Source organism: Phreatobacter sp., from assembly GCF_027532945.1.
GTDB lineage: Bacteria > Pseudomonadota > Alphaproteobacteria > Rhizobiales > Phreatobacteraceae > Phreatobacter.
In genome coordinates this window covers 77,081-90,058 of the sequence record NZ_JAPZTZ010000001.1, presented here as the reverse complement: position 1 = coordinate 90,058, position 12,978 = coordinate 77,081, and the positions used below count along the sequence as shown (strand labels likewise).

General features: G+C 68.8%; 12 protein-coding genes. 6 read left to right on the top strand and 6 right to left on the bottom strand.

All coding sequences use genetic code 11. The annotated features are described in order from the left end of the window. Positions 1-73 precede the first annotated feature (73 nt). The 6 genes from O9344_RS00435 (at position 74) to O9344_RS00410 (ending at position 7,091) form a co-directional block, all read left to right on the top strand. On the top strand, positions 74-1,921 hold the full coding sequence (locus tag O9344_RS00435) for a monovalent cation:proton antiporter-2 (CPA2) family protein (protein WP_298471459.1): 1,848 nt from the start codon (positions 74-76) through the stop codon (positions 1,919-1,921). Beyond that, the gene (locus O9344_RS00430) at positions 1,918-3,360 is read left to right on the top strand and encodes an MATE family efflux transporter (RefSeq protein WP_298471457.1); all 1,443 of its coding nucleotides are present in this window, start codon (positions 1,918-1,920) and stop codon (positions 3,358-3,360) included. Before O9344_RS00435 ends, O9344_RS00430 begins: the two co-directional genes overlap by 4 nt. 68 nt (positions 3,361-3,428) lie before the next feature. Next, positions 3,429-4,262, top strand: a complete 834-nt coding sequence (locus O9344_RS00425) for a DUF937 domain-containing protein (RefSeq protein WP_298471454.1) — start codon at positions 3,429-3,431, stop codon at positions 4,260-4,262. An 84-nt stretch (positions 4,263-4,346) separates the two neighbouring features. Next, entirely contained in the window at positions 4,347-4,982 is a 636-nt protein-coding gene (locus O9344_RS00420; protein WP_298471451.1) for a Spy/CpxP family protein refolding chaperone, read from the top strand. Between the two features lie 209 nt (positions 4,983-5,191). Then, the gene (locus O9344_RS00415) at positions 5,192-6,565 is read left to right on the top strand and encodes a sigma-54 dependent transcriptional regulator (protein ID WP_298471449.1); all 1,374 of its coding nucleotides are present in this window, start codon (positions 5,192-5,194) and stop codon (positions 6,563-6,565) included. 49 nt (positions 6,566-6,614) lie between these two features. Further along, positions 6,615-7,091, top strand: coding sequence for an META domain-containing protein (locus O9344_RS00410; RefSeq protein ID WP_298471446.1), 477 nt, complete (start codon positions 6,615-6,617; stop codon positions 7,089-7,091). Between the two features lie 13 nt (positions 7,092-7,104). On the opposite strand, the gene O9344_RS00405 is transcribed toward O9344_RS00410, so the two are convergent. The 6 genes from O9344_RS00405 to O9344_RS00380 all read right to left on the bottom strand — a co-directional run bounded on the left by O9344_RS00405 (position 7,105) and on the right by O9344_RS00380 (position 12,939). Further along, positions 7,105-7,704 (bottom strand): LysE family translocator, encoded by a 600-nt coding sequence (locus O9344_RS00405; protein WP_298471443.1) that lies wholly within the window; start codon positions 7,702-7,704, stop codon positions 7,105-7,107. Between the two features lie 81 nt (positions 7,705-7,785). Beyond that, complete coding sequence (locus O9344_RS00400) at positions 7,786-8,451, bottom strand: helix-turn-helix domain-containing protein (RefSeq protein ID WP_298471440.1); 666 nt, start codon at positions 8,449-8,451, stop codon at positions 7,786-7,788. A gap of 66 nt (positions 8,452-8,517) precedes the next feature. Then, positions 8,518-10,617, bottom strand: coding sequence for an ABC transporter ATP-binding protein/permease (locus tag O9344_RS00395; RefSeq protein ID WP_298471437.1), 2,100 nt, complete (start codon positions 10,615-10,617; stop codon positions 8,518-8,520). Positions 10,618-10,702: 85 nt separating this feature from the next. Further along, a complete protein-coding gene (locus tag O9344_RS00390; protein WP_298471434.1) occupies positions 10,703-10,993 on the bottom strand; it encodes a hypothetical protein in 291 nt (96 codons plus the stop codon). An 85-nt stretch (positions 10,994-11,078) separates the two neighbouring features. Next, a complete protein-coding gene (locus tag O9344_RS00385; RefSeq protein WP_298471431.1) occupies positions 11,079-11,873 on the bottom strand; it encodes a ChbG/HpnK family deacetylase in 795 nt (264 codons plus the stop codon). Between the two features lie 16 nt (positions 11,874-11,889). Beyond that, the gene (locus tag O9344_RS00380; RefSeq protein ID WP_298471429.1) at positions 11,890-12,939 is read right to left on the bottom strand and encodes a glycosyltransferase family 2 protein; all 1,050 of its coding nucleotides are present in this window, start codon (positions 12,937-12,939) and stop codon (positions 11,890-11,892) included. Between the last annotated feature and the right edge of the window lie 39 nt (positions 12,940-12,978).

The window sequence follows — 12,978 nt, the reverse complement described above, 5'->3', positions numbered from 1 at the left end:
TTTGGGGTAGGCATTCTGCTCCCCACCGCCTTAAGCTGCTAAAACGCCGCTCACCGACGCAGGTCCGCTCACGATGGCCGACGCCCATTCCCCCGCCGCCTTCGTCGTCCCCGCGGTCACGCTGCTGGCTGCGGCGGTGGTGGCGGTGCCGCTCTTCCGCAAGGCGCGACTCGGCTCGATCCTCGGCTATCTCGCCGCGGGCCTCGTCATCGGCCCCTTCGGCCTGCGGCTCATCTCTGACCCGGCAGCGATCCTGCACATCGCCGAACTCGGCGTCGTCATGTTCCTGTTCATCGTCGGACTGGAGATGCGGCCTGCGCGGCTGTGGAGCCTCAGGAAGCAGATCTTCGGGCTCGGCCTCCTGCAGGTCGGGGTCTGCGCCGGCCTGCTGACGCTGGTCGGCATGGCGGGCGGCTTTCCGCCGGCCGTTTCCTTCGTCGCCGGTGCTGGCTTCGTCCTCACCTCCACCGCCATCGTCATGCAGACGCTGGAGGAGCGCGGCGAGATCAACACGCCGCCGGGGCAGAAGATGGTCTCCATCCTGCTGCTCGAAGATCTCGCCATCGTGCCGCTGCTGGCGCTCGTCGCCTTTCTCGCACCGGCGGTGACGGGCGTTGCGGACGGCAACCTCGCCTCGCGGCTGACGGCTGTCGCCATCGGCATGGGCTCCATCGCGGCGCTGATCGTCGCCGGGCGCTATCTGCTCAACCCGCTGTTCCGCTTCCTGGCCGCTCAAGGCGCGCGCGAGGTGATGACCGCAGCCGCCCTGCTGGTGGTGCTCGGATCGGCTCTGGCGCTGCAGTCGGGCGGCCTGTCCATGGCGCTCGGCGCCTTCCTCGCGGGCGTGCTTCTGTCGGAATCGACGTTCCGCCACCAGCTGGAGGCGGATGTCGAACCCTTCCGCGGCATCCTGCTCGGGCTCTTCTTCATGGCGGTCGGCATGTCGCTCGACCTGTCGGTGGTGGCGGCTGAATGGCGGCTCGTCGTGACCTATGTCGCCGCCTACATGGTCGCCAAGGCCATCGGCATCTATGCGGTCGCCCGGCTCACCCGCTCGAACCATGCGGAAGCCGTCGAGCGGACGGTGATGATGGCGCAGGGCGGCGAATTCGCCTTCGTGCTCTATGCCGCAGCGACCAGCGCCGGCCTGATCGACGGGCGCGCCAATGCGACCCTGACCGCCATCGTGATCATCTCCATGGTGCTGACCCCGCTGGCGCTGATGGGGCTGAAATATCTCATGCCGAAGGACGAGAGCCCCTCGCTCGACGGCGTCGAGGTTGCGGACGGGCTCACCGGCGAGGTCCTGATGATCGGCTTCGGCCGGTTCGGACAGGTGGTCTCGCAATGCCTGCTGGCCGAGAAGGCGGAGGTGTCGATCATCGACAACGATGTCGAGATGATCCAGGCGGCCGGCAATTTCGGCTTCCGCATCTATTATGGCGACGGCACGCGGCTCGACGTTCTCCACGCGGCCGGCGCCGACAAGGCGCGCCTCATCTGTGTCTGCGTCGACAAGCGTGAGGCCGCCGACAAGATCGTTGAGTTGGTCAAAGCCGAATTCCCGCTCGCCAAGCTCTTCGTGCGCTCCTTCGACCGCGGCCACACAATCCACCTGCGCAACGAGGGCGTCGATTACGAGATGCGGGAGGTCTTCGAAAGTGCCCTCGTCTTCGGCCAGGAGGCGCTGGCGAGCCTTGGCGTCGACCCCGATGCGGCCAGCGAGATCGCCGCCGACCTGCGCAAGCGCGACGCAGCGCGACTGGAACTCCAGATGCACGAAGGCATCCTCGCTGGCGTCCACCTCATGCACCAGCAGAAGCCGACGCCCGTGCCGCTGACCGAGCCCAAGCGTCGGGCCAAGCCCCTCAACCCCGAGGCCGAGGACGTGCTCAGCGACGAGACGCGGTTCTCGGGATGAGTGCCGCACCCCCCGCGCGGGTGCCCGGAGCCTTCACGCAGGGCTCGACGATGCGCCACGTCATCGTCATGACGCTGACCGGATCGGTCGGCCTCATGGCAATTTTCGTCGTCGACCTGCTCAACCTCTTCTACATCGCCCAGCTCGGCGAACAGGAGCTGGCGGCGGCCATCGGCTATGCCGGCACCGTGCTGTTCTTCCTCACCTCCTTCGGCATCGGCTTCTCCATCGCCGGGACGGCCCTCGTCTCCCGCGCATTGGGGGCCGGCGACCGGCACAAGGCGCGGCGGCTCGCCACCTCGAGCCTGGTGCTGATGGCGCTGGTGATGATCGTGCTGTCGGCGGCGATGCTGCCGGTCTCCGGCCAGATCCTCTCAGCGCTCGGCGCCAGCGGCCGCACCCACGCCATCGCCGACCGCTTCCTCTGGATGGTCGTGCCCGCCACCGTCTTCCTCGGACTCGGCATGATGTATTCAGGCATCCTGCGCGCGGTCGGCGACGCGCGGCGCGCCATGTGGGTGACGCTGGTGGGCGGCCTTGTCACCGCCGGGCTGGACCCGCTGTTCATCTTCGTCCTCGGCCTGGGGGTCGACGGCGCGGCGATCGCCTCGATCATCTCCCGCATCGCCATGGCCATCGTCGGCTGGCGTGGGGTGACGGTCGTGCACCAGCTCACCGCGAAGCCGCACATCAAGTCCATCATCGACGATGTCCGGCCGCTCGCGGCCATCGCCGTGCCGGCGGTGCTCACCAATGTCGCCACCCCCGTCGGCAACGGCATCGTCACCGCCATGATCGCCCGCTATGGCGACGGGGCGGTCGCCGGCTGGGCGGTGCTCGGACGGCTCGTGCCGGTGGCCTTCGGCGCCTTCTTCGCGTTGTCGGGCTCGGTCGGGCCGATCATGGGCCAGAATGTCGGCGCCCGCCGCTACGACCGGGTGCGCCAGGTTCTGGTCGACAGCCTCGTCTTCATGAGCTGCTACGGCATCGCCGTCTGGCTGATCCTGCTCCTGCTCTCCGACCAGGTCGTGCGCCTCTTCGACGCCAGCGGCGCGGCGGCGGCGGTCATCGCCTTCTTCTGCGTCTATGCCTCGCTCGCCTGGGCCTTCAACGGCGCGGTCTTCGTCGGCAACGCCGCCTTCAACAATCTCGGCTTCCCCACCTATTCCACCGCCCTCAACTGGGCACGGGCGACGGTCGGCACCGTGCCCTTCGCCATGGCGGGGGCCTGGATCGCAGGTCCCCAGCACGGCGCGGAGGGCATCATCGCCGGCCAGGCGGCGGGCGGCATCCTTTTCGGCATCCTCTCCATGGCGATCTGCTTCCGCGTCATCGACCGGATGGCGGAACGTCCCCCCGCCGAACCCCCGCAGCCGGCACCACCGCCGGCCGCGCAATCGCCCTTCACCTCCGGAAAGGGCGCGACCGCCGGCCCGTGACGGGGCCGGGAGGGCGTGGTTAGATGTCCGGCAGGCGGGAATCGCCGCGTCAGGGGAGCGCCACGACCATGTTCAACCTCGCCGAGATCCTCGCCCAGGCGCAGAAGCAGCAGGGCTTCGACCAGATGGCGGCCCAGTTCGGCATGGGCGCCCAGCAAATGAAGGCGGCGATGGACGCCCTGCTGCCGGCCTTCTCCCTCGGCCTTAACCGTGCCACCCAGTCTCCCATGGACATGGCGCAGCTCTTCGGTCTCTTCGCCGGCGGCACCAATTACGCGCAGATGTTCGAGCAGCCCATGGCCGCGGGCCAGACCATGATGACGGCGGGCCAGCAGGCGCTCGGCCGCATCTTCGGCCCCGAGCTCTCCCAGGCGATTGCCCAGCAGACGGCGCTCGCCACCGGCTTGCAGCAGGAGGCCATGAAGCAGGTCATGCCGGTCATGGCCTCGATGCTGATGGGCGGGCTGATGAAGGGCGCCATGAGTGGGCAGAACCCGCTCGGCGAGATGATCACCACCATGGTGGCGAAGATGATGCCGCCGCAAGCGACGGCCGCCGCCGATCCGGTCGGCGGCATGATGGGCATGTTCGGCAACTTCTTCCCGCAGGCGGGCAAGACCGCCGGCGCCATGCCGCCGATTCCCGGGCTTGAGCAGATGATGGAGCTCGGCCGCCAGATGCAGGCCGCCAATCCGCTGCTCGCCGCCGCGATGGCGCCGCCGCCACCCACCAGCGGCGAGGCCGCCGGCCCGCGCAGTCTCGGCCAGCAGGCCGCCGACACCTGGACCGCGACGATGGGGCGGATGTTCGAGGCGGGACGCGAGGTGCAGGACCAGCAGCTCGCCCAGCTGGAGACATTGTTCGCCCAGTTCGGCAAGGCACTGGGCTCCGAACCCACATGAACGAAGTTTAACTAGGGGCGCGGGGCGCGCGCTCCTAGATTCTCCTCAACGGATCGGGGGGCCGACCCACGAGGAGACTTCACCATGAAGACCAGGATCATCGCCGCGGGCGTTGTCGCCAGTATGGCGCTCGCCGCCGCCGCCCTTGCCCAGCCCGCTCCCGGTCCGCGGGGGCCGGGTGGCCCCCCCGGCCCTGACGCTGCCGGCCCCGGCGCCGATGGCCCGCGCGGCCCCGGCTGGCGTCGCATGATGAACCCCGAGGACCGCGCCGCCATGACCGACGCGCGGATCGCCGGGCTCAAGGCCATGCTGCGCCTCACCCCCGAGCAGGAACGGCATTGGCCCGCCCTTGAAACCGCGCTGCGCGAGGCGGCCGGCCAGCGCGATGCCCGGATGACCGAGCGCATGCAGCGCTGGCGGGAGATGCGGGAGAACCGCGACGCGGCGCGCCCGGACCCGGTGCAGCGCCTGCGCACCGCCGCCGACCGCATGGCGGCCAACGCTGCCACCATGCGCAAGCTCGCCGATGCGGCGGGCCCGCTCTACGCCTCTCTCGACGAGGCCCAGAAGCGACGGGTCGAACGCGTCATGGAACGCGGCGGCCGGATGGGCTGGGGCCCGGGCATGGGCATGAGCGGTGGAATGGGTGGCGGCTGGGGCGGCCACGGTGGCCATGGTGGTCGCGGCGAAGGCCGTGGCGGCGAGGGCGGCCGGCTCTGACCCTTGGTGTCATCGCTTTTTCACGGGCCCGCCATGCGCGGGCCCGTTCCGTTTCGGGACGCGATGAAAGGTTCCGGCAAGGGAGTTGAAACCCGGCGTTTACCCTGATCGCCCACAGTGGGGTCTCCATACCGGTCCGTGTGAGGGGTCGCCCGGCCATGATGCCTTTCGAGGGCCCAGAAGAGCCCGCGCCTCCGCGTCGCGTTCTCGTGATCGAGTCGGAACCTGCCGCCCGTCGCACCGCCTGCAAGGCGCTCGCGACGATTGCGGCCTGTGACGAGGCAGCGAGCCTCGACGAGGGCCTCGCCGCCCTCGACCATCGCGACCCCGACCTCCTCGTCCTCGGCCTCGACGGCGCCGGCGGCACACCGGAGGAGGCGATCGATCTCATCCGCTTCACCGGCTACGAGGGCCCGATCCTCGCCACCAGCGCCCGCCTGTCGCTCGGCCTCGCCGTCAACACGATGCGGGCAGGCGCCAGCGACGTCGCCGCCGTGCCGCTGTCCCCGGCCGAATGGGTGCGGCGCGCAGAGCGGCTGATGGCCGACGAGCGGCCGGCCGTGAAGCCGGTGGCGCGAGAGGCCGGCAGCCTCGCTGATTTTGAAGGTTTCATCGGCTCTTCGCCCGCCATGCGCGAGCTCTATGAGCATATCCGCCGCGTCGCCCCCTCGAAGGCGCCGGTCTTCGTCACCGGCGAGAGCGGCACTGGCAAGGAGGTCACGGCGCAGGCGATCCACGGCCGCTCGGGACGACTGCGCGACCGTTTCGTCGCCATCAATTGCGGCGCGATCCCCAAGGATCTCATGGAGAGCGAGATCTTCGGCCATGTGAAGGGCGCCTTCACCGGCGCCACCGAGGACCGGCCGGGCGCCGCCGAACTCGCCGATGGCGGCACGCTCTTCCTCGACGAGATCTGCGAGATGGACCTCGCGCTGCAGACCAAGCTGCTGCGCTTCATCCAGACCGGCGAGGTCCGCCGCGTCGGCGACACGAAGCTCCGCAAGGTCGATGTCCGCTTCGTCTGCGCCACCAACCGCGATCCGCTGGCCGATGTCACCGCCGGGCGCTTCCGCGAGGATCTCTATTACCGGCTCTGCGTGCTGCCGCTGCACCTGCCGCCGCTGCGCAAGCGCGGCGACGACGTCGTCGCCCTGGCCGAGGCCTTCCTGGCCCGTTTCTCCGCGGAGGAGGGCCGGCATTTCCGCGGCTTCGACATGGCGGCGCTGGCCATCGTCTCCGGCTTCGCCTGGCCGGGCAATGTCCGTCAGCTGCAGAACGTCATTCGCCGCCTGGTGGTGATGCATGACGGCGATCGCGTGACCGCGGCGATGCTGCCGCTGGCGCTCGCGCATGGCTCGCAGCCGGTCGCAGCCGCGCCGGCCGTGGTCGCTCCCGCGCAGACCCTCCTGGCACCGACCCAGATCGAGCCCTTCTGGGTCCAGGAGAAGCGGATCATCGAGGATGCGCTCGCCGCCTTCGACGGCAACCTGTCCCGCGCCGCCGCGGCCCTGGAGATCAGCCCCTCCACTATCTATCGCAAGCGCGAGGCCTGGGCGCGCGAGGGGCTCGCCGCCACGGGCTGAGGCGTGTGAAGGGTTGAAGCGGCTGGCGTTCCTGCCCTAAACCCGGGGCATGATCCGCGCCCTCGCCTCCCATACCGCCGCGCTGGCTGTCGCAGCCCTCCTCGTCGCGACCAGTTCCGCCGAAGCCCAGCGCCGCCGTGAGGAGCCGCGTCCGCAGCGTCTCTCGCGGGCCGATATCCTGCTCTACAACAGCTTCCCGGCCGGGGTCCGTCTTGCGGTGACGTCCGTCAACGGCCGCCGTCCGGTCGCCACCGACCGCCCCGCCTTCACCTTCACGCCGGGTTTCCGCATGGCCGGTTTCGGCGGCTGCAACCCGGTCAATGCCGACTACCGCCGCACCGGACCGAGCGACATCCGCTTCGGACCGCTGAACTTCGTCGAGCGGCGCTGCGGCGGCGAGGTGGACCGGCAGGAGCGCGCCATCTTCTGGGCGATCCAGGGCGCCAACCGCTGGCGGCCAAACGGCCGGGGCGGCATGACCTTCTCCGGCGTCCGCGGCACGGTGAGCTTCGCGCCGGCCTTTTAACGGCGGATTGGATCTAGGTCCGCAGCATCGGCCAGAGCGACGCTGCCAGCAGAAGTCCCATCCCGATATTGAACCATTTAAGACGCGCCGGATCGGCAAGGAAGCCGCGCATTGCGGTTCCGAAGGCTGCCCAGACGGAGATCGACGGCAGGTTCACGAGAGCGAAAACGGCGGCCACGAGCATAGCCGATGCCATGGGCGCGACCGGGTCGGCATGCACCGCCATGACGGTCAGGGCGACAACCCAGGCCTTCGGATTGATCCACTGGAAGGCCGCCGATTCGAGGAAGGTCAGCGGCCGGGTACCACCGGCAGCCTCCGGCCCCATGGACCGGGCCGAGGCGATCCGCCACGCGAGATAGAGCAGGTAGGCGCCACCTACGACTTTCAGGGCGAGTTCCAGTGGCGGAACCGCTCGAAGTACGGCTCCAAGCCCCAGCCCCGCCGCGACCAGCAGCGTGCTGAAGCCGATTGTGATGCCGAGGATCTGCGGAATCGTGCGCCTGAAGCCGAAGTTCACACCCGAGGCGAGCAGCATGACGTTGCTCGGGCCAGGGCTGATGGAGGTGACGAAGGCCAAGGCCGGGACGGCCAGAAGCGTTGTGCTGGACATGGCGACGGGTTCGACTGGTGAGAGTGTCGCCGTTTGATGCCTCGCCCGGTCCGTCGCGTCCGGTCCGAAATCCGGACCCAGTCAGGACGTGGCCGCGGCCACGTCGGCGAAGAGATAGCGCTCGAACCACGTGGGAAAATCCACGACGAGCGTCTTTGTCCCGGTGAGAGTAAGCCCGCGGCGCCGCGCCTCGGCGAAAGTGCTGTCGCCGCGCCACCAGCCGGCAAGGGCCGAAACCGGCCCGCCGAGGCAAAGAGGCTCCGGGAAGCCGGGATTGTGCGCGCAGAGAGCAATGTCACTGTCTTTCAGGAGCAGGAAGCGCACTGGGCAATGCTTGAGGTCGAAGCGGATGACGAAGGGCTGGGCGGGCAGCCTGTCGGGGCGAGCCCGGCGCTGCATGTCGAGGAGCAGCGGGTCGAGGTCGATCTCCTCGCGATCGGCATGGCGTGGCAGCCACCTCTGGCCCCAGACACCCAGGGCCTTCACCACCTCGTTCAGCTCGCGCCCGGCTTCCGTGAGATCATATTCGGGGCCATGAGGTCCTTCGCTGCGATGCACGACGCCCTCGGCCGCCAGGGTCTGTAGGCGTTCCGACAGCATGGTGCGGGATATACGGGGAATTCCGCGCCGGATGTCGTTGAACCGGCGCGCGCCGCACAGCAGCTCGCGGACGACGAGAAGAGACCATCGTCCGCCAAGGAGATCCTGGGCTCGCGCCACCGCGCAGAACTGACCATGCATCGCCATGGCCCGATGCTAGCACAATCCCGCAAGCGATCCGGTCCAAAAATCGGACCGGATGCCTGTATCGCGTCAGGCCTTCGCCAGCGGCATGAGCGGCGCGTCGGCGGCAACGTGCAGGCCGTTATCGTCCTTGGTGAGATGGACGCGGCGGTCATGGAAGTTCACCAGCGTCGAGCGATGGCCGATGGAGACGATGGTCGCCTTCGGCAAGGCCTCGACGATGGCCTTGTAGAGCGCCGCCTCGCCGACCTCGTCGATAGCCGCCGTCGCCTCGTCGAGGAAGAGCCAGTCGGGCTTGCACAGGAGGGCGCGGGCCAGCGCCAGGCGCTGCTGCTCGCCGCCGGAGAGGATCTGGTGCCAGGCGGCCTCCTCGTCGAGACGGGAGACGAGGCCGGGCAGGTTCATGGCCTCGAGCGCCGCGACGATCTCGGCATCCGAATAGGCGCCGCGCTCGGCCGGGTAGGTCACCGCGTCACGCAGCGTCGCGACGGGGAAATAGGGCCGCTGAGGCAGCAGCATGATATCGGCGCCGGCCGGGCCGCTGACCGCACCCGAGCCGTGCGGCCAGATGCCGGCAATGGCGCGGAACAGAGTGGACTTGCCCGAACCGGACGGGCCGGTGACGAGCACGCGCTCGCCGGGGCCGACCGTGATGTCGGGGGCTGAGACCAGCGCCTTGCCGTCGGGAAGGGTGACGGTGAGGTTCGACAGCCGCAGGGCCTCGCCATCCTTCGCCCCGGCGATGGCGGCCGGCGGCGTCTCGCGGGCCGTATCGGCCGAGCGAACGAAGCCGGTGAGGCGGTCGATCACCGATTTGTAGTCGGCGAGCGAGGCGTAGAGGTTGGTGAAGATCAACAGGGCCGATTCCACCCGCCCGAAGGCGCCGGCCGTCTGGGTCAGTGAGCCAAGCTGGACGGCGCCGGAGAAATAGGCGGGCGCCAGCAGCACGAAGGGGAAGATGATCGAGGCCTGGTTGACGAAGCTCGTGAACCAGGTGAGCCGCTTGGTGTACTTCATATAGTCGAACCAGTTGGCGACCACATTGGCGAAGCGGCGGTTGAGGCCTTGCGCCTCCGCCGGCTCGCCCTTGAGCAGGGCGATCTGCTCGTCGTTCTCACGAACCCGCACCAGGCTGTAGCGGAAATCGGCCTCATAGCGCTGACGCAGGAAGTTGATCCCGATCAGCTTGCGTCCGATGAAATGGGCACAGACCGTGCCGAAGATGGCGACGAAGAGCGCCGCATAGACGAGGTAGCCGGGGATCGATTCCAGGTCGATGCCGAGCACGTTGTACTTGAAGCTCGCCGACAGGCCCCAGAGGATCAGCACGAAGGCATAGAGCGACAGGATCGCCGAGAAGAAGCGGATCATCAGGCCCAGCGTGTTCTCGGTGAACAGGCGGATGTCCTCGGCGATGCGCTGGTCGGGGTTGTCGGCCTGCGAGCCGGTGAGGCGCATCCGGTAATGGCCACCGCGGTCGAGCCAGTGGCCGGTCATGCGGTTGGTCATCCAGGTGCGCCAGCGCATCTGGGTGAACTGGGTGAGATAGAGCTCGTAGACGGCGAGGATCACCCACAGGAAGGCGACGATGGTGAAATACTGGAGCTCGATCCAGAAGGTCGCCTCGGCCCGCTGCTGCAGCGCCGTGTAGAAGCGGTTGTTCCACTGGTTGAGCAGGACGGTCGCCAGCACCTGGGCGATGTTGATCACCAGGAGAATGTAGAGCAGGCCGTGGGCGATGAAACGCTCCTGCAAGCGGAACGAGAGGCCGAAGGGCAGCCTCACCTCGCCAATGTCGCGGGCCTCGAAGAAGGGGTCGGCGAGGCGGGTGATCTGCTGGATCGTGCCGACGAAACTGAGCGCATAGACGGCGATGCCGAAGATCACCGAGAGCAGGATGCTGGCGCGCGTCGGCAGGTAGGGGCCGAGCGCCTCGGGAATGCGGCCCGCCTCGTTGAGCAGCAGGATGCCAAGGGCGGTGAGGTGCCAGACGACGAGGAAGCCGATGATGGCGCGGATGAGCGTGCTGGTCCCGCGCGCCAGGAAGGCGACGACCGCCGCGGCAAGCGTCAGGGCGAAGACATAGACCGGCAGGTCGATCAGGCCGGCGAGCCTGGCGCCGACGGTCGCGACGCCGGCGAGACCTGCTGCGAGGGCGATGGGAAGCATGAGGGAACCCCGGAGGTGGTGTCAGACGGGTGCGGGCGCACCGGAAAGGGAGGAACGGGAGCGAACGGTCACGGCCGCGGTCATGTCACGAGAGAATGTCCGACGGCGCATCGGCGAGCGCCCGGCGCAGATCGTCCTCGGTGACGAGCCGCATGGCCTTGAGGACCTTCACCGCCTCGGTCTTGCGGCCGAGCCGCATGATCAGCACGACGGTTTCGGCATCACCGCATTCGGGATGGGAGCAGGCGATCTCGCTCACCGTGACGCCATCGTCCTCGCCGAGTTGCAAGACCTCGCGGACAAGCGCGGTGAGACGGCGCGAAACGTCCGCGGTCTCCGGGTCCTGTCCCCTGCGATTGAAGAAGAAGCGTGCCATGGTCCGCCTTGTCGGCAGGAGTTATGGCCGATCCGTGGCGAAGGCGAAAGCACCCCGGCAGGGCCTCACGGGACTGTGCGGAGGCTCAGGCGAGATGGAAGCCGGCGGCGGCAAGCGCCTGCGGGAAATCATCGCCGGCGAGATAGTCCCGCTCGCGTTCGCGGGGGGCGTGGACCGGATCGACCTGTTTCAACGCCGCGTCGACCACGCCGGGATGGACCATGACGACGGCGCCGTCCGGCAAGCCCGTGAGGAAGCGCGGGAAGATCGCGGCGAAATCGCCGCTGGCAAAATCGTAGGCGCCAGAAAAGGCGGGGTTGGTCGGGATGCCGTGGCGCGCGGCGAGCCGCTTCAGCCCCCGCGACAGGCCGGCAATGATGCGGCCCTTGATCCCCTCGCCGGCCCCACGCGGCCCGGAGCATTGGCGGATCCATGCGGACGGCGCGTGGCGCTCGACGGCCGAGACGACGAGGTCACGGATGCCCGGCAGGAGATGGGCGTGCTGGTGCCCATCGACGAAATCGGGGGGCCGGCCGAAGGCGGCGAGGAACGCCGCCATCTGCGCCGCGATCTCGACGGCGATGGCCGGCCGGTCCAGCCGGCGAAGATGGGACCGCACCAGCAGCGAGCCGATGCCCTCGGCGAAGGCGATCGACGGCGCGGTGAGAGGCGTCAGCCCGCCGGTGAGCGTCACATGCAGGCCGATCTGGAAGCCCGGCGGGGCGACGGCGAGCAGACGGGCGGCCTCCTCGGACAGGTCCGGACCCGGCGTCATCACCGAGGTGGCGTTGAGCCGGCCCGCAGCGGCGAGGTCGCGGATGGCGCGAGAGACGCCCGGCGCCAGCGCGTAATCGTCGGCGCAGAGGATCAGGCGCTTCATGCCGCGAGAAGGCGCGTCATTCGCCGGGTGCCAGCGGCGCGCCGGCATCCGCCTGGCCAGCGGACTGCTCGGCCGCACGGATGAGGCTCTGCTCGGCGACGAGATAGACCGGCCGTCCCTTCAGCTCGGAGAGGATCTTGCCGATGTACTCACCGAGGACGCCGATCATCAGAAGCTGGACGCCACCGATGAAGGTCACCGCCACGAAGACGGAAGGGTAGCCCGGAACGGCGCGGCCGAGGAACACGGTCTCCGCCACGATGTAGAGGCCATAGAGGAAGGCGCAGGCGGCGAGGCCTGCACCGAGAAGGCTGGCGAGGCGCAGCGGAACGATCGAGAAGGAGGTCAGGCCCTCGATAGAGAAGGCCATGAGACCCCAGAAGCTCCATTTGGCCTCGCCCTGCTCGCGCGGGTCCGGCTCGTAGGGAATGCCGATCTGGCGGAAGCCGACCCAGCTCGACAGGCCCTTGAAGAAGCGGCCGCGCTCGGGCAGGCGGCGCAGCGCCGCCGCGGCGCGGGGCGAGAGCAGGCGGAAATCACCGGCATCAGCCGGGATCTTGTGGCGCACGCCGGCATTCACCAGGGAATAGAAGGCGTTGACGAAGAGGGTCCGCAGCCGCGGCTCATCGCGACGATGGGCCTTGTAGGTGAAGATGACGTCGTAGCCGTCGTCGAGCCAGCGGGAGACCAGGGTCTCGGCGACGGAGGTCGGATGCTGGCCATCGGCATCCATGAAGATGACGGCGCCATAGCGGGCATTGTCGAGGCCGGCGAGAAGGGCCGCCTCCTTGCCGAAATTGCGGGAGAAGCCGACAACCTGAACGTCGACGCCCTCGGCCTTGAGGCTGCGGGCCACCGCCAGCGTGCCGTCGCGCGAACCGTCATCGACATAGAGGATCTCGACCGCGAGGCCGCGTTCCTCCTTCAGCTTGCGGCCGAAAGCGCAGAGCTTGGCATGGGTATGCGGCAGGGCCTCCGCCTCATTATAGGCCGGCACGACGATGGTCAGGCCAAAGGGCGGGGGCTCGCTACCGGGGAAGGCGATGACGCGCCGGTCACTGTTCATGAAGGTCGACGGCGGAGAGCCGCTCCTGGATAAGAGGCC